This is a genomic window from Neoaquamicrobium microcysteis, from assembly GCF_008180155.1.
Taxonomy (GTDB): Bacteria; Pseudomonadota; Alphaproteobacteria; order Rhizobiales; family Rhizobiaceae; genus Aerobium; species Aerobium microcysteis.
The window spans coordinates 133,526-149,414 of sequence record NZ_VSZS01000057.1 but is presented as its reverse complement, the minus strand read 5'-3'; the positions used below and the strand labels follow the sequence as shown (position 1 = coordinate 149,414).

14 protein-coding genes are annotated in these 15,889 nt (G+C 64.9%); 9 read left to right on the top strand and 5 right to left on the bottom strand.

What is annotated here, in order from left to right; genetic code table 11:
• The first annotated feature begins 37 nt into the window (after positions 1-37).
• The 3 genes from FY036_RS06290 to FY036_RS06280 all read left to right on the top strand — a co-directional run bounded on the left by FY036_RS06290 (position 38) and on the right by FY036_RS06280 (position 2,343).
• Positions 38-307 (top strand): DUF1674 domain-containing protein, encoded by a 270-nt coding sequence (locus tag FY036_RS06290; RefSeq protein ID WP_201744701.1) that lies wholly within the window; start codon positions 38-40, stop codon positions 305-307.
• Between the two features lie 56 nt (positions 308-363).
• Entirely contained in the window at positions 364-831 is a 468-nt protein-coding gene (locus FY036_RS06285; RefSeq protein ID WP_148913858.1) for a thermonuclease family protein, read from the top strand.
• Between the two features lie 198 nt (positions 832-1,029).
• A complete protein-coding gene (locus FY036_RS06280; protein ID WP_148913857.1) occupies positions 1,030-2,343 on the top strand; it encodes a pilus assembly protein in 1,314 nt (437 codons plus the stop codon).
• Positions 2,344-2,591: 248 nt separating this feature from the next.
• On the opposite strand, the gene acs is transcribed toward FY036_RS06280, so the two are convergent.
• Positions 2,592-4,547: an acetate--CoA ligase gene (acs, locus tag FY036_RS06275; RefSeq protein ID WP_148913856.1), complete on the bottom strand. Its 1,956-nt coding sequence runs from the start codon at positions 4,545-4,547 to the stop codon at positions 2,592-2,594.
• Positions 4,548-4,834: 287 nt separating this feature from the next.
• Between acs and FY036_RS06270 the strand changes: the two genes are divergently transcribed.
• Positions 4,835-5,107 carry an usg protein gene (locus FY036_RS06270; RefSeq protein WP_148913855.1) on the top strand — a complete coding sequence of 91 codons (273 nt, stop codon included), beginning with the start codon at positions 4,835-4,837 and terminating at the stop codon, positions 5,105-5,107.
• A gap of 15 nt (positions 5,108-5,122) precedes the next feature.
• Here FY036_RS06270 and FY036_RS06265 read toward each other — a convergent pair whose 3' ends face one another.
• On the bottom strand, positions 5,123-5,521 hold the full coding sequence (locus tag FY036_RS06265) for a hypothetical protein (RefSeq protein ID WP_148913854.1): 399 nt from the start codon (positions 5,519-5,521) through the stop codon (positions 5,123-5,125).
• Between the two features lie 99 nt (positions 5,522-5,620).
• Positions 5,621-6,283 (bottom strand): YggS family pyridoxal phosphate-dependent enzyme, encoded by a 663-nt coding sequence (locus FY036_RS06260; protein WP_148913853.1) that lies wholly within the window; start codon positions 6,281-6,283, stop codon positions 5,621-5,623.
• A gap of 146 nt (positions 6,284-6,429) precedes the next feature.
• Between FY036_RS06260 and leuS the strand changes: the two genes are divergently transcribed.
• The 3 genes from leuS (at position 6,430) to FY036_RS06245 (ending at position 10,716) form a co-directional block, all read left to right on the top strand.
• Positions 6,430-9,057: a leucine--tRNA ligase gene (gene leuS / locus FY036_RS06255; protein WP_148913852.1), complete on the top strand. Its 2,628-nt coding sequence runs from the start codon at positions 6,430-6,432 to the stop codon at positions 9,055-9,057.
• Complete coding sequence (locus FY036_RS06250) at positions 9,044-9,694, top strand: LPS assembly lipoprotein LptE (protein ID WP_148913851.1); 651 nt, start codon at positions 9,044-9,046, stop codon at positions 9,692-9,694. Before leuS ends, FY036_RS06250 begins: the two co-directional genes overlap by 14 nt.
• Before the next feature lie 122 nt (positions 9,695-9,816).
• The gene (locus FY036_RS06245; RefSeq protein ID WP_148913850.1) at positions 9,817-10,716 is read left to right on the top strand and encodes a 1-acyl-sn-glycerol-3-phosphate acyltransferase; all 900 of its coding nucleotides are present in this window, start codon (positions 9,817-9,819) and stop codon (positions 10,714-10,716) included.
• Between the two features lie 86 nt (positions 10,717-10,802).
• On the opposite strand, the gene fsa is transcribed toward FY036_RS06245, so the two are convergent.
• Positions 10,803-11,456: a fructose-6-phosphate aldolase gene (gene fsa, locus FY036_RS06240; RefSeq protein WP_148913849.1), complete on the bottom strand. Its 654-nt coding sequence runs from the start codon at positions 11,454-11,456 to the stop codon at positions 10,803-10,805.
• Positions 11,457-11,542: 86 nt separating this feature from the next.
• On the opposite strand from fsa, the gene FY036_RS06235 reads away from it, so the two are divergent.
• Positions 11,543-13,723 (top strand): primosomal protein N', encoded by a 2,181-nt coding sequence (locus FY036_RS06235; RefSeq protein WP_148913848.1) that lies wholly within the window; start codon positions 11,543-11,545, stop codon positions 13,721-13,723.
• A 4-nt stretch (positions 13,724-13,727) separates the two neighbouring features.
• On the opposite strand, the gene FY036_RS06230 is transcribed toward FY036_RS06235, so the two are convergent.
• Positions 13,728-14,921, bottom strand: a complete 1,194-nt coding sequence (locus FY036_RS06230; RefSeq protein WP_148913847.1) for a multidrug effflux MFS transporter — start codon at positions 14,919-14,921, stop codon at positions 13,728-13,730.
• Positions 14,922-15,175: 254 nt separating this feature from the next.
• Between FY036_RS06230 and FY036_RS06225 the strand changes: the two genes are divergently transcribed.
• A complete protein-coding gene (locus FY036_RS06225) occupies positions 15,176-15,868 on the top strand; it encodes an aspartate/glutamate racemase family protein (RefSeq protein ID WP_148913846.1) in 693 nt (230 codons plus the stop codon).
• Positions 15,869-15,889: the final 21 nt, after the last annotated feature.

Genomic DNA, 15,889 nt, shown 5'->3' with positions numbered 1-15,889 from the left:
TTCCGGCGGGGTCGATCCCCGCCGGCGAAACGTCTATATGATGGGCAGAGACGCAAGGAAATTCAATGTTTCGAGCGAGCGCGCGATGAGCGACACCTTGTCCACCGACCCGACGACGCAGGACGCGGAGCCGGCCACGAAACCGCTTTCGCCCGCGGCACAGCGCGCGCTGGCCGAGGCTCAGGCCCGCCGCGTCGAAGCGCTCAGGCGCGAGGCCGAGGCTCCCAGGGAGTTCGGCGGCCGTAACGGACCCGATCCCGCCCGCTACGGCGACTGGGAAGTGAAGGGCATGGCCAGCGATTTCTGACGGCGTTGGCGCCGATCGCGATTGCAAACCCTCTACTTTAGGAATAAAGTCCTCATATGGATTTTGCTCCTTCGTTCGCATTTTTCCTCGTTTTCGCTCTTGCGGCGCCTCCCTCGCACGCCGAAACTCTGCCGGGGCCTGTCGAGGCGCGTGTGCTGCGGGTCATCGACGGCGATACGCTAGAAGCCGAGGCGCGCATCTGGCCGGGCCACACGATCCGGGTCGGCGTTCGTATACGCGGCATCGACGCGCCCGAGATGCGCACGCGGTGCGCCGCCGAGAAGGCTGCGGCCGAGCGGGCGCGCGCCGCGCTCGAGCGGCTCATCGGCGACAGGCCGGTCATGGTCTCAAACATCGGCGGCGGCAAATATTACGGCCGGGTGCTTGCCGATGTCAGCAATGCGGAGGGCCGTCCGCTTGCGCCCGAGCTGTTGGCACGCTCGCTGGTGCGGCCCTATGACGGCGGAAGGCGTGTGCCGTTCTGCGAGGTGTCGGGGGGCACGAGTCCCGATACCGGACAATGAGCGCGAGTGCGCGCGAAAGCGCGGAAAAGCCCGCTCCCGGCGTTAACCGGTCGCCAACCAAACCCTGATCTTGCAACTCCCGAAAAGCAATAACTTAACCCCTTCGCGCGCCTAGATGCCGTCGTCTTCGTGCATTCCGGCGCGCGCCATGCAGCGCTTGCCGGGACATATGCATGTGTTTCGGATGGAGACAGGGCGATGCGGGTGGTGGGCAGTATCAGGCGGTTTCTGGCGCGTCTCGGGCGTAGCCGCAGCGGCAATTTCGGCATGATGCTGGCGTTGACGACGCCGGTTCTGCTGCTGGGCGCGGGCTACGGCCTCAACATCGCGCAAATCTCCATCACCAAATCCAACCTGCTGGCGGCACTCGATGCGGCGGTGACATCCACCGCGCGCGACCTGACGACCGGCGCGATCCAGGAAGAGCAGGCCCGGGAGGTGGTCGAGGCGTTCCTGATAGCCAACGGCCTGCGCGCCTATGCGGAGGAGGGCAAGCTGTCGCTGGACAGCATCGTCGTCGACCGCGAGGCCAGCACCGTCACTGCCAAGGCCACCGTGGAGCTCGACGTTGCATTCGCCCTGTTCGGGGCGGCAAACCGCCAGCGTGTCACGACCGAATCCGCCGCGCTCTATTCCGATCGCCGGATCGAGGTGGCGATGATGCTGGACGTGACCGGCTCGATGCAGGGCCAGCGTCTGAAGGATCTCAAGGTCGCCGCGACCAATGCGGTCAACCTGCTTCTCGACAACAACCGTCCCGGCAGCGACCGGGTGCGGGTCGCCATCGTACCCTACGCGGACGCCGTCAATGCCGGGCCGCTGTCGCATGTGATCTATCGGGAGACGGACCTCCACTCGGCAAGCGAACCGCCATCGCTGCCGCCCGCGACCCCTGCTTCGGGCGGCAACATCTGCGGCACCGATCGCGAAGGAACCCGCCAGTTCACCGACGACGGCCCGCATGTCAGGATGGTCAACCGCGACTACCGGCTGCAGTTCTGTCCGGCTGCGGCGCTGATCCCGCTTACGACGGATCGCGCGGCGCTTACCTCCCGCATCCAGAGCTTCGTGGCCAATGGACACACTGCCGGCCAGATAGGCATTCAGTGGAGCTGGTATATGCTGTCGCCCAAATGGGCGAGCGTCTTGCCCGTCTCCGCGCAGCCGCATGAATACGACAACAAGAAGGTCGCCAAATACGCGATCCTCATGACCGACGGCGAGTTCAATACGGCGTTTGCCGATGTGCCCGACGGGGCGAATGTGCGCAACCAGCCGACGCGGTCGCGCAACTATGCAAACCGTCTCTGCACCGAGATGAAGCGGCAGGGAATAGAAATATTTACCATCGGCTTCATGCTGAACAATACGGCCAAGCAGGTGATGCGCAACTGCGCCACGCCTGACAGCGGCAGCACCCAGCACTATTACGAGGCCTCGACAGGGGCCGAACTCGATGCCGCCTTCCGTTCGATCGCGGGCAACATCGAACGCCTCGCCCTGACCCGATAAGCCCAAACAAAAGGGCCGCTCCGAAGAGCGGCCCCCGTGTTTCCGTCCGTGGCGCGGCCCGTGGTGGCGATCGCTCGCCTGCCGCGCGTCACGCGCCTGTCAGGAAGACTGCTTCCCGAAAGGACGATCCGCCGGGGCCACGCTACGGTTGAAACCACTCGACATTGGATCACCTCCTTTCAGTTCGTTGAACACAAGAGGAATGTGGGGCAAACGATGCGATCACGCAAGCCCCTGTTTCCGTTGCGTCATTTCTTTCTGTTCTGGCGGTTCTCGACGAGGTCGTCCACTACGCCCGGATCGGCCAGTGTCGAGGTGTCGCCCAGAGCGCCGAAATCATCCTCGGCGATCTTCCTGAGAATGCGCCGCATAATCTTGCCCGAGCGCGTCTTGGGCAGGCCGGGCGAGAACTGGATGAGGTCGGGCGAGGCGATCGGGCCGATCTCCTTGCGGACATGGGCCACCAGCTCCTTGCGCAGCGCGTCCGTGCCCTCCTCACCGGCCATCAGCGTCACGTAGCAGTAAATGCCCTGGCCCTTGATGTCGTGCGGATAGCCGACCACGGCTGCTTCCGACACCTTGTCGTGGCTCACCAGCGCCGACTCCACCTCGGCCGTGCCCATGCGATGGCCCGACACGTTGAGCACGTCGTCCACGCGACCGGTGATCCAGTAATAGCCGTCGGCGTCGCGGCGGCAGCCGTCGCCGGTGAAGTACTTGCCCTTGTAGGTGGCGAAATAGGTCTGAATGAAGCGCTCGTGGTCGCCATAGACCGTGCGCATCTGGCCCGGCCACGAATCGACGATGCACAGGTTGCCGTCGGCCGCACCCTCCAGCACGTTGCCTTCATTGTCGACAAGCTGCGGCTGCACCCCGAAGAAGGGCCGTGTCGCAGAGCCCGCCTTCAGGTCGGTCGCGCCCGGCAGCGGCGTGATGAGAATGCCGCCGGTTTCCGTCTGCCACCACGTGTCGACGATGGGGACCTTCTTGTTGCCGACGACGTTGAAGTACCATTCCCACGCCTCCGGATTGATCGGCTCGCCGACCGAGCCCAGCACGCGCAGGCTCTTGCGCGACGAACGCGTGACGAAATCGTCGCCCGCGCCCATCAGCGCGCGGATGGCGGTCGGCGCGGTGTAGAAGATGTTGACCTTGTGCTTGTCGACGACATCCCAGAAGCGGCCGGCGTTCGGGTAGTTCGGCACGCCCTCGAACATCAGCGTGATCGCGCCGTTGGCGAGCGGCCCGTAGACGATGTAGCTGTGGCCCGTCACCCAGCCGACATCTGCGGTGCACCAGTAGATGTCCCCGTCGTGATAGTCGAAGACGTACTGGTGCGTCATCGAGGCGTAGACCAGGTAGCCGCCGGTGGTGTGCAGCACGCCCTTAGGCTTGCCGGTGGAGCCCGAGGTGTAGAGGATGAACAGCGGGTCCTCCGCCTTCATCTTCTCGGGCTTGCACTCGGCCTTAACGCTGCGCACCTCGTCGTGATACCAGACGTCGCGGCCATCGGCCCACCCGGTCTTACCGCCGGTGCGGCGCACCACCAGCACCTTATCGACCTTCACGTGATTTTTCGCCGCGATGTCTATGGCCTTGTCGGTGTTTTCCTTCAGCGGGATCGTGCGGCCGCCGCGCAGGCCCTCGTCGGCGGTGATGACGAAGGTCGATTCGCAATCGACGATCCGGCCCGCCAGGGCATCCGGCGAAAAGCCGCCGAAGACGACCGAATGGATCGCGCCGATGCGCGCGCAGGCCAGCATCGCATAAGAGGCCTCGGGGATCATCGGCATGTAGATGGTGACGCGGTCGCCTTTCTTGACGCCGTGCTTCTTCATCACATTGGCCAGCCGGCAAACGTGCTCGTAGAGCTCGTTATAGGTGATCTTCTTGTCGTCGTAAGGGTTGTCGCCTTCCCAGATGATGGCGGTCTGGTCTCCGCGCTTCTTCAGGTGGCGATCGATGCAGTTGTAGGAGACGTTGGTCTGTCCGTCCTCGAACCACTTGATCGAAACCTTGCCGGAAAACGAGGTGTTCTTGACCTTCGTGTAGGGCTTGAACCAGTCGATCCGCTTGCCGTGCTTGCCCCAGAACTTTTCCGGGTTCTTCACGCTCTCCCTGTACCACTTCTCGTAGGTATCGCCGTCGATCAGCGCGTCCTTCTTCCACGCCGGCTGGACACGATGAAGCTTTACCTCGGACATGCTGGAACTCCCTCCCGGATCGATCTGCCGGCCGCAACCGGCCGGTTAAGCGGACGAATGCCGCCATTCGCGGCGCATTATTACCAATTCGCGCGCGGTCACAACATTAGACGATGGGTCAGGTTGCCGCCGGCGCCGGCAGGCTGTCAGCACTCACAGCTCCATGCTGCCAAGGTATTGTAAACACGCAATAAAACTCTCGTGAACGCAATCTCGTCAATAGACGGTTAACGCAAATCGCGTCACACTTGGCGCGTGGAGGAGCCAACCGCAGCGGGGCAGCGAAGATGCAAAACCACAGCGAAATGGAACTGATGCTCAGCGGATACGGGCTGACGACCGCCCAGATCCTCTATCGCATGCCGGATCACCCGTCGTTCCTACAGACCTTCATCTGGCAGCACTACGATCTGGCGCCGAAATTTCCGTCGCTTCATCGCTTCATCGATTTCTGGCAGGAGAAGATCGACGGCGCTCTGCATTCGGTCGCCTATACCCACCGCAAGCTCATCGCACCGAACGAGTGGCGCAACGTGGCGGGCGAACTCAAGCTGCACTGACGGGGCTGCCGGCGATCAGCTCATCACATGGGCCAGGATCGCAAAGGCGAGCATGCCGAACGCGACCGCGCAGAGCGGCAGCAATATCTCTATCGCCGCCGACCGTCCGCTGGTCGCGCCGGTGAAGGTATCGACATCGTGCTCGGCCCAGGCATGGAACGTGTCGCGCTCGACATCATGGGGCCCGCGCGTCGGATGCTCGTGCCATTGCCGCCACGCAAGCAGCGGAAGCGCCACCACCATGGCCAGAAACGCCGTGACGATGACAAGCAGATAATCGATGTAGGAACTCGCGCCGAAGCCGTACCAGGTGGCCAGCACGAAGAGCACGGCCAGGCCGGCCATGGCCGTGTAGACGCGGGGATGAAGGTGTGCGGTATGGGGCCTCTCCGGCCCGGTCATGTTCCTCGCCATTGTCTCTCTCCTCAAGCGGCTCAGGACATTTCAGCAAGTGTCCTCAAGGATACGCGACTTCGTGGCGAAAAACGGATCGAAATGACCGCCGCGCGATGGTCAGCGCGTGCCGAAGATCGCCGAGCCGACACGCACGCTGGTCGCGCCGAAGGCGATGGCCGTCTCGTAGTCGCCGGACATGCCCATGGAGAGCTTTTGGACACCTGCCTCACGAGCCAGCTTTTCCAGCAGCGCGAAATGCGGGCCGGGGTTCTGGTCGAAGGGCGGGATCGCCATCAGCCCTTCGATGGCGAGGCCGTGCACCTCCCGGCACCGCGCCACGAAGGCGACGGCCTCGCGCGGGTCGATGCCGGCCTTCTGCGCCTCAAGTCCGGTGTTGACCTGCACGTAGAGGCGCGGGGCCTTGCCCAGCCGTGCGATTTCCTTCGCCAGTTCGGCTGCGATCTTCTCGCGGTCGACCGTCTCGATCACGTCGAAGAGCGCTACCGCCTCCTTCGCCTTGTTGGATTGAAGCGGGCCGATCAGGTGCAGTTCGAGATCGGGAAATTCATCGCGCAGCGGCGGCCATTTGCCCTGCGCCTCCTGCACCCGGTTTTCACCGAAGACGCGCTGGCCCGCCTGGATGACCGGGCGGATCTCATCGGCCGCAAAAGTCTTGGAGACGGCGACGAGGGTTACAGAGCCGCTTTCGCGCCCGGCTTCTTTCTCCGCAGCTGCGATATTGTTCCTCACCGCATCAAGCCGGGAAACCGCGTCGTTCATGGTCCAATTCCGCTGTTTTGATCGGCCTCCGGACCGTTACGGTTGACGGGTCCTGGAAACCGTGGTGAAGGCATGCGCACTTTCAACTTTCAAGTGACATTCACGCCGAAAGTTGGCCCTGGCGTCTTTTAGGTAAAAATCCGGACATGGCAACCGAACGATACAACCCCCGCGCATCCGAGCCCAAATGGCAGAAGGCCTGGGACGAGGCGAAACTGTTCGAGACGAAGAACGACGCGCCGGGCGAAAAGTATTACGTGCTGGAGATGTTCCCGTATCCTTCGGGGCGCATCCATATGGGCCATGTCCGCAACTACGCCATGGGCGACGTGGTGGCGCGCTACAAGCGGGCCAGGGGCTTCAACGTCCTGCACCCGATGGGTTGGGACGCGTTCGGCCTGCCGGCCGAGAACGCCGCGCGCGACAACAAGGTCAATCCGCGCGAATGGACCTATGCCAATATCGAGACGATGAAGGGCCAGTTGAAGACGATGGGCCTGTCGCTCGACTGGGCGCGCGAATTCGCGACCTGCGACCCCTCCTATTATCGTCACCAGCAGAAGATGTTCCTCGACTTCTGGAAGGCGGGACTGGTCGAGCGCCGCAACGCCAAGGTCAACTGGGACCCGGAAGACATGACCGTGCTCGCCAACGAGCAGGTGATCGACGGGCGCGGCTGGCGTTCCGGCGCGCTGGTCGAACAGCGCGACCTGACGCAATGGTTCTTCAGGATCACCTCGATGGCGCAGGAGCTGCTGGACGGGCTGGAGACGCTGGATCGCTGGCCCGAGAAGGTCAAGCTGATGCAGTCTAACTGGATCGGCCGGTCGGAAGGGCTGCAACTGCGCTGGAAGCTGGACGCGGCGACTGCACCTGACGGCGAGAGCGAGCTGGAGGTCTACACCACAAGGCCCGACACGATCTTCGGCGCATCCTTCATGGCGATCGCCGCCGACCACCCGCTGGCCAGAAAGGCGGCGGAGAAGAACCCGGCGCTCGCCGCCTTCATCGAGGAGATCAAGCGCGGCGGAACGTCGGCCGCCGAGATCGAGACAGCAGAAAAGAAGGGCTTCGACACCGGCATCCGCGTCGTCCATCCCTTCGACGAAAGCTGGACGCTGCCGGTGCATGTGGCCAATTTCGTGCTGATGGATTACGGCACCGGCGCGATTTTCGGCTGCCCGTCCGGCGACCAGCGCGATCTCGACTTCGCCAATAAATACGGCCTGCCGGTCGTGCCGGTGGTGATGCCCGCAGACGCGGACGCAGCGACGTTCCAGATCACCGAGGAAGCCTATACGGGCGACGGCGTGATGATGAATTCGCGCTTCCTGGATGGCATGACGCCCAAGGCAGCGTTCGATGAAGTCGCCCAGCGTCTGTCCGGCGTGACCATCGACGGCCGCCCGCAGGCGACGCGCAAGGTGCAGTTCCGCCTGCGCGACTGGCTGATCTCGCGCCAGCGCTACTGGGGCTGCCCGATCCCTGTCATTCACTGTGACGACTGCGGTGCGGTGCCGGTGCCTGCCAACCAGCTGCCGGTGCTGCTGCCCGACGACGTGTCGTTCGACAGGCCGGGCAACCCGCTCGACCATCACCCGACCTGGAAGCACGCCGACTGCCCGCAATGCGGCAGGCCCGCACGGCGCGACACCGACACGATGGACACCTTCGTCGACTCCTCGTGGTATTTCGCCCGCTTCACCGATCCGTGGAACGGTCAGCAGCCGACGACGCTTCCCTATGTGGATGGTCCGAACGGCTGGCTGCCGGTCAACCAGTATATCGGCGGCATCGAGCACGCGATCCTGCACCTGCTCTATTCGCGCTTCTTTGCCCGCGCCATGAAGGCGACGGGGCATCTCAACGCGGTCGAGGAGCCGTTCGAGGGCCTGTTCACGCAGGGCATGGTGGTTCACGAAACCTACAAGGGTCCGGGCGGGTGGGTCACGCCCGCAGAGATCACCATCTCGGAAGCCGATGGCAGGCGCAGCGCCGTGATGACGGCGTCGGGCGCGCCGGTCGAGATCGGCTCGATCGAGAAGATGTCGAAGTCGAAGAAGAACGTGGTCGACCCCGATGACATCATCGCCAGCTACGGTGCCGACACGGCGCGCTGGTTCATGCTGTCGGATTCGCCGCCCGAGCGCGACGTGATCTGGACGGAAGCGGGCGTCGAGGGCGCACACCGCTTCGTGCAGCGCGTGTGGCGTCTGGTGTCCGAGTTCGCCCCGGCTCTGGCCGGCGTTTCGCCCGCGCCGGCGCGCGACGGCGAGGCCGCGGCCATATCGAAGGCCGCCCACAAGGTCGTCAAGGCGGTCGGCGAGGACATCGAGAGACTGGGCTTCAACAAGGCCGTCGCCCGGCTCTACGAGCTCACCAACACGCTGTCGCCGCATGTCGGCAGCGCGGCGTCGGCCGACACGGGCACAAAAGCGGCGCTGCGCGAGGCGCTGGAAGCCCTGGTGCGGATGATCGCTCCGATGATGCCGCATCTGGCCGAGGAGTGCTGGGCCGCGCTCGGCGGCGACGGGCTGGTGGCGAATCAGCCCTGGCCCGCATTCGATGCGGCGCTGGTGGTGGACGATGAAATCGTGCTGCCGGTACAGATCAACGGCAAGAAGCGCGGCGATTTGACAATCTCGCGAAACGCGGATCAATCTGCCGTCGAGGAAGCGGCGCTGGCGCTGGACGTCGTGCGCGCCGCGCTCGACGGGAAGCCGCCGCGCAAGGTGATTATCGTGCCGCAGAGGATCGTCAATGTCGTCATCTGACCGGAGCCCCGTCCGCCGCCTCGCGCTTGTCGCGGGCCTGCTGCTGGCGGTAACGGCAATGGCCGGCTGCACGGTTCGCCCTCTCTACGGCGATGTCACCACGTCGGCCACCGGGCCGCAGGGGGCGGCCTCGGCAAAGCTGGCGCTCGTCGAAATCGCGCCGGCAAGGGATCGCGTCGGCCAGGAGGTGCGCAACCATCTCATCTTCCTGATGGCGGGTGGCAAGGGCCAGCCGGCCAACCCCGCCTATCGCATGCAGCTCAGCACCAGCGTGCGCGATGCGCGCGCCACCTCGGTCAACACGCGACGCGTCAATCTCGAGCCTACTGCCGGCATCGTCACCGTTCGCGGCAGCTACGTGCTGACCGACGCGGCGAGCGGCGAGCGCATTTCGGCCGGCACACGTGCCGTGCAGGCTCCCTACGACCTTCCGATCCAGGAGTTTGCGGCCCTGCGTTCCGTGCGAAACGCCGAAGACAGGGCGGCCCGGGAACTGGCCGAGTTGTTGCGTCTTGTGGTTGCGCAGGAGCTGGAAAAGGCGACCTCCACGGCCGAGGCTCGGCCCGCTGCTACCTCGCCTGAAGAGGTCGAGGATATCTGGCGCCGCGAGGACGCTGAAGAGCCGCTGCTCCAGTAATCTTCCCGCAGTGGACCATGGAACCTTTCCCCACACAGGGCGTTCTGTGTTGCGGGAGCGTGCGGCCGTCATAGCGCTGTCACCTTTCCAAGCCAGTGATGGCCTCACGGAGTGGTTGCCAGATGCAGTTCAGAATGATGCCCGCCTCGCTGACCTCGGCACTTGTGCGTGACCGGATGGGAATGGCGGGCGATCCCGATCATGTCGTCGACCAGCTCATCGCCGAGCGCGCGACGCATCTGTCACAGGGGGTGTTCTGGCCGCTTCTTCGGCCGGTCATCTACCGCGCCTTTCACTACAGCCAGGCCGTCTCGATGGCCAACGACATCGCGCCTTTGTCCGGCCGCGAGGCATTCGACTATCTCAGCACCCTGCTCAGCCTCGACGTTTCGGTGGCGGGGGCCGAAAATCTGCCGGCAAGCGGCGGGTTCATCCTCGCGCCGAGCCATCCGACGGGCATCGCCGACGGGATCGCGGTGTTCGATTTTCTCAAGACTGCCCGGCCCGACATGGCCATCTTCGCCAACCGCGACGCCCTTCGGGTCGCGCCGGGTTTCCGCGATCTCATCATCCCGGTCGAATGGCGGCAGGGCGAAAAGACGCTTTCGAAGAGCCGCGATACGCTGGAAATGACGGCGCGCGCCTTTTCCGGCAAGAAGGTCGTGGTGCTGTTTCCGTCGGGACGCATCGCGTTCTGGAACGAGGGCAGGCTGACGGAGCGCCCATGGCAGAGCTCCGTCGTTGCGCTGGCGCGGCGCTACCGCGTTCCCGTCGTGCCCGCGCGCATCACCGCGCGCAACTCCGGTCTGTTCTACCTGCTGTCGCGCTGGTCGGACGAGTTGCGCGACATGACCGTGTTCCACGAGCTGCTGAACAAGCGGGGCGGGCGCTTCAACATTACCGTCGGCAAGCCAATCGCGCCCGATCTGCTGGATGGCGAGCCTGGCGACGTGGCCGCCCTGCTGCAGCGCCACACCGTCGAGCGGCTGGCCGACGATCCGGGCGCCGAGTTCACGCGCTGACCGACTTGTTCGATCCAAGCGGTTTGCGCCGGGCATAAGGGGAAGGGTGGCGGGTCACGCCACCCGATCTCGGATAGCCGGCCTTTTTAGCCGATCTTCTGGCCGGTCTTGGCCCAGTCGGCGAGGAAGGCTTCCAGCCCCTTGTCGGTCAGCGGGTGCTTGACCAGCGCCTTTAGCGTCGAAGGCGGCACGGTCGCGACATCCGCGCCGATCAGGGCGGCCTGCTTGACGTGATTGACCGTGCGGATCGAGGCGGCAAGAATCTCGGTCTTGAAATCGTAATTGTCGTAGATGGTGCGGATTTCCGAGATCAGCTCCATGCCGTCGACGCCCATGTCGTCGATGCGGCCGATGAAGGGCGAGATGAAGCTCGCGCCCGCCTTGGCGGCCAGCAGCGCCTGATTGGCAGAGAAGCAAAGCGTTACGTTGACGAGACGACCGCTCGAGGTGATCGACTTGCACGCCCTGAGCCCGTCGAGCGTCAGCGGCACCTTGATGCAGACATTGTCGGCGATTTTCGAAAGAACGTCGGCCTCGCGCATCATCTCCTTGTACTCGGTCGCCACCACCTCGGCTGAAACCGGGCCATCCACGATGGAACAGATTTCCTTGGTGACGTCGGCGATGGAGCCGCCCGACTTGAGGATGAGGGACGGGTTGGTCGTCACGCCGTCCAGAAGGCCGAGCTCGTTCAGCTCGCGGATTTCCTTCACGTCGGCGGTATCGACGAAGAACTTCATGGCAGTGCTCCCTTGGCAATGGGCCTCATGACGCAGATCGCGCTTCGCCCTTGCTCTAATCCAAGAACCGGGCAAGGTCACGTCCGATGAGCGAAGATTCGTCCCCGACAGGCATCGTTCCCGTGCTGGTGCCCATGCCGGCCGAGCGGCCCTATTCCTACGCGGTGCCGCCTGGCATGAGGGTGGTGCCGGGTTCCATCGTGCGCGTGCCGCTGGGCCCGCGCGAGGTGGCGGGCATCGTGTGGGACACGCCGACCGACAGGGTGGACGCCAGAAAGCTGCGGCCGATATCCGAGGTGTTCGACTGCCCGCCGATCGAGGAAAAGGCGCGTCGCTTCGTCGACTGGGTGGCCGCCTGGACACTTTCCGCCCCCGGCATGGTGGCGCGCATGTTCCTGCGCGCCCCGGCGGCCTTCGATCCCGAGCCGCTGCTCGACGGGCTGCGCTGGGCGGGCGGCGAGCCGGAGCGGCTGACCGAGGCGCGGGCGCGGGTAATGGAGCTTGCGCGCGACGGCATGGCCTGGACGCGCTCGGGCCTCGCGCATGCGGCCGGCGCGTCGTTGACGGTCATCGACGGGCTGAAGGCGCAGGGCGTGTTCGAGACGGTGATGATCCCGCCACAGCCTGTCGTGGCCGCGCCCGACCCTTCCTTTGCAACTCCTGAGCTATCGGGCGACCAGCAGCTTGCGGCGGACACATTGCGGAAAAGGGCTGCCGGCGGCTTCTCCGTCTCGCTGCTCGACGGCGTTACCGGTTCGGGCAAGACCGAAGTCTATTTCGAGGCCATTGCGGCGGCCATTGAGGCAGGGCGGCAGGTTCTGGTCCTGGTGCCGGAGATCGCGCTCACAGCCGCGTTCCTCGATCGTTTCCACGACCGCTTCGGCGCGAAGCCCGCCGAATGGCACTCCGATCTGTCGCCCCGGATGCGGGAGCGCGTCTGGCGGCAGGTGGCCGAGGGCCGCGTGCGCGTGGTGGCGGGTGCGCGCTCCGCGCTGTTCCTGCCGTTTCGCGATCTCGGGCTCATCGTGGTCGACGAGGAGCACGACCCCGCCTACAAGCAGGAGGACCGCGTGTTCTATTCGGCGCGCGACATGGCGGTCGTTCGCGGGCATATCGGCAGCTTTCCCGTGGTGCTCGCATCGGCTACGCCGTCCGTGGAAAGCCGCGTCAACGCGCAGCAGGGCCGCTATGAGCGCGTCGTGCTTTCGGGGCGCTTCGCGGAGGCAGCTCTGCCGGACCTGCGCGCCATCGACATGCGACGCGATCCGCCCGCGCGCGGGGGCTTCCTGTCGCCGCTGCTTTTGCGCGAGATGGAAAAGACCGTCTCACGCGGCGAGCAGGCGCTGCTCTTCCTCAACCGGCGCGGCTATGCGCCACTGACGCTGTGCCGCGTGTGCGGCCACCGTTTCCAGTGCCCGGACTGTTCGAGCTGGCTGGTCGAGCACCGCTTTCGCGGCCAACTCGTCTGTCATCACTGCGCCCATACCGAGCCGCGGCCTGAAGCCTGCCCCGAATGCGGAACGCTCGACCATCTGGTCGCCTGCGGGCCGGGCATCGAGCGTATCGCCGAGGAGGTGGTGTCGCATTTTCCCGATGCGCGCACGATCATGCTGTCGTCCGACATGATGGGCGGGGTGAAGCGGCTGCGGCTCGAGCTCGACGCCATCGCCAAGGGCGAGGCCGACATCGTCATCGGCACGCAGCTCGTCGCCAAGGGCCACAACTTTCCGAACATGACGCTGGTGGGCGTGGTCGATGCCGATCTGGGCTTGGCAAATGGCGACCCGCGCGCCGCCGAGCGCACCTTCCAACTTCTTAGTCAGGTAACGGGCCGCGCCGGGCGAACCGGCCGAAAGAGCCTCGGCCTCATCCAGACCTACCAGCCTGCCCATCCGGTGATGCGCGCGATCGTCTCGGGCGATGCCGAATCGTTCTACGAGCAGGAGATCGCCGAGCGCGAGCGCGCGCATCTGCCACCCTTCGGACGGCTGGCCGCGATCATCGTCAGCGCGGCGACGCGTGCCGAGGCAGAGGGCCATGCGCGAGGCCTCCGCCGCGCCGCGCCCGCCGCCAGCGACATTTCCGTGCTCGGGCCGGCGGAGGCTCCTCTATCGCTGATCGCCGGGCGCTACCGTTTCCGCCTGCTGGTCCATGGCGATAAGCGCTCCGACATGCAGTCCTTCCTGCGCGCCCTGCTTTCCGCGGGACCGAAACAGCGCGGCTCGGTGCGCGTGCAAGTCGACGTCGATCCGCAGAGCTTCTTGTGATGTGTCACTGCGGTTTCAGGGTGCGCTCGAGATGGCTGGCATACAGGGCCGCGGCCAGCGCCAGAGTGGCAGAAGCCAGCATGACCAGCAGCAGCGCATAGCGGGCATTTTCGGCATCTAGCACGGCACCCGTGATCGACGACATCGCCGCACCGCCCGCCACTGCGAGTGCGCCTGCCAGGCCGGCCGCGCTTCCTACAAGCTGCGGGCGCACCGAGATCGCACCCGCATTGGCGCTCGGCATCGTCAGCCCGTTGGACAGGCCGACAAACATGCACGGGCCGAACAGGGCGAATACGTGATCGATGCCCGAAACGTGGAGACCCAGGCCCAGCAGAAGCCCGAAACAGGCGATGAGCCGGCCCGATATCAGCATCGTGGTCAGTCCGACACGGCTTGAAAAGCGCCCTGCGAGGAAGCTGCCGAGCATGAAGCCGCCGGTTATCGACCCCATGGCCAAGCCGAGCATTGCGGGGGACATTTCGAATGCCGTGCACGCCGCAAGAGGCGCGCCTGCGAGGAAGGCGTAGAACGCGCCAACGGAAAACGCCATGCACAGCGCATAGGCCCAGAACCGGACGGAACCCAGCAATTCGGGGTAGGCGCGGAACTGGGCGGCAAGGGTGCTGGCGCGATTATCGTTGGTTTCCCGCAGGTCGGCCCAGCACAGGGCGAATACCGCGATGCCGGCCGCCGCGAGGAACCAGAAGCTGGCGCGCCATCCGAAGGCTTCGTCGAGCAGGCCGCCGAAGCTTGGGCCCAGCATCGGCGCCAGCGCCCATGCCATCGCGACGTAGCCCATGCGGCTGGCGGCCTGCTCCTTGTCGGTAGTGTCGCGGATCACCGCCAGCGCAACGGCATAGGTCGGTGCGATGGCTGCCTGCGCCATGCGAAAAGCCAGAAAGGTCCACACATCGCGTGCGAAGATACAGCCCAACGTGGCAACGATGAAGATCCCGGTTCCCCACAGGATCACCGGCCGTCGTCCATACCTGTCCGACAGAGGGCCCATGACTATCTGGAGACAGGCCGAAACGGCTGCGTAGGCCGCAAGCGAAAGCCCCATCACTCCGTAGCTTACGCCGAAATCGGCGGCCATGCCCGTCAGCGAAGGGAGGAAGATGTTGATCGGCAGGATGCCCAGCGCCGCCAGCAGGATCAGCGTGGACAGACGGGGTGCGGGTGCGGACTGTGACATTGGCGGGCAATTCCGGAACGAGACTTCGGACATGAAAAAGCCCCCGAATTTCGGGGGCGCATGGGAGTTTGGGCCGATACCCTCAAGCCACCATGCGGACGCTTCCTACAATGAATATGACTGCACGCATGGCGCGAAATCCCGGATCCGACAGCAAGCTATGCCGGTCTGACGCGCATCGTCAACCGTGCGGGTCGACATGACCGGAACGCCCGCCTAACCTGCAACGTTCCCAGGCAGCAGGCAGCGATTTGATGAAGACGATCGGCATTCTCGGGGGCATGTCGGCTGCCTCGACGCAAATCTACTATCGGCAGCTCTGTACGCTGGCGCGCGAAAGGCTGGGCGGTCTCCATTCACCCGACCTGCTGATCCGGTCCCTCGATTTCGCCGCCATAGAGGCGCTACAGGCGGCCGGCGAATGGGGTCGTGCAGGCAAACGGTTGAACGCCGAGGCGCTGGCTCTGGAACGCGGCGGGGCTGATTTCCTGATCCTGGCCACGAATACGATGCATAAGGTCGCCGACGCGATGATGCATGGTGTCTCGATCCCGCTGCTGCATATCGCCGATGCCACTGCGCACGGCATTCAGCGCGCGGGGCTCGGCAGGCCGGGGCTGATGGCGACGGCGTTCACCATGGAGCAGAGCTTCTACACCGACCGTCTCGTCGCTGCCGGTCTGGAGCCGATCATCCCGTCAGCCGACGACCGCACCCTGACCCACCGGATCATCTACGACGAGCTTTGCCGCGATATCGTGACTGACGACAGCCGTGCCGCCTATGTGGGGATCGCCAGCCGCCTTGTGGCGCGCGGAGCCGACAGCCTCATTCTGGGTTGCACCGAGGTAGGAATGCTGCTCGATCAGGGCAACGTCTCCGTGCCCGTGTTCGACACCACACTCGTTCATTGCGAGGCTGCTCTGGAGATGGCGCTGGCCAGCTAGCGTCTGCCGGTGCGCACTGTC

Bases quoted from the DNA above. Each gene is read 5' to 3' on its own strand.
- FY036_RS06265 (WP_148913854.1), bottom strand. From the start codon at position 5,521: ATGGCGAGGAACATGACCGGGCCGGAGAGGCCCCATACCGCACACCTT.
- FY036_RS06245 (WP_148913850.1), top strand. From the start codon at position 9,817: ATGCAGTTCAGAATGATGCCCGCCTCGCTGACCTCGGCACTTGTGCGT.
- FY036_RS06290 (WP_201744701.1), top strand. From the start codon at position 38: ATGATGGGCAGAGACGCAAGGAAATTCAATGTTTCGAGCGAGCGCGCG.
- FY036_RS06260 (WP_148913853.1), bottom strand. From the start codon at position 6,283: ATGAACGACGCGGTTTCCCGGCTTGATGCGGTGAGGAACAATATCGCA.
- FY036_RS06230 (WP_148913847.1), bottom strand. From the start codon at position 14,921: ATGTCACAGTCCGCACCCGCACCCCGTCTGTCCACGCTGATCCTGCTG.
- acs (WP_148913856.1), bottom strand. From the start codon at position 4,547: ATGTCCGAGGTAAAGCTTCATCGTGTCCAGCCGGCGTGGAAGAAGGAC.
- fsa (WP_148913849.1), bottom strand. From the start codon at position 11,456: ATGAAGTTCTTCGTCGATACCGCCGACGTGAAGGAAATCCGCGAGCTG.
- leuS (WP_148913852.1), top strand. From the start codon at position 6,430: ATGGCAACCGAACGATACAACCCCCGCGCATCCGAGCCCAAATGGCAG.
- FY036_RS06225 (WP_148913846.1), top strand. From the start codon at position 15,176: ATGAAGACGATCGGCATTCTCGGGGGCATGTCGGCTGCCTCGACGCAA.
- FY036_RS06285 (WP_148913858.1), top strand. From the start codon at position 364: ATGGATTTTGCTCCTTCGTTCGCATTTTTCCTCGTTTTCGCTCTTGCG.
- FY036_RS06250 (WP_148913851.1), top strand. From the start codon at position 9,044: ATGTCGTCATCTGACCGGAGCCCCGTCCGCCGCCTCGCGCTTGTCGCG.
- FY036_RS06235 (WP_148913848.1), top strand. From the start codon at position 11,543: ATGAGCGAAGATTCGTCCCCGACAGGCATCGTTCCCGTGCTGGTGCCC.
- FY036_RS06270 (WP_148913855.1), top strand. From the start codon at position 4,835: ATGCAAAACCACAGCGAAATGGAACTGATGCTCAGCGGATACGGGCTG.
- FY036_RS06280 (WP_148913857.1), top strand. From the start codon at position 1,030: ATGCGGGTGGTGGGCAGTATCAGGCGGTTTCTGGCGCGTCTCGGGCGT.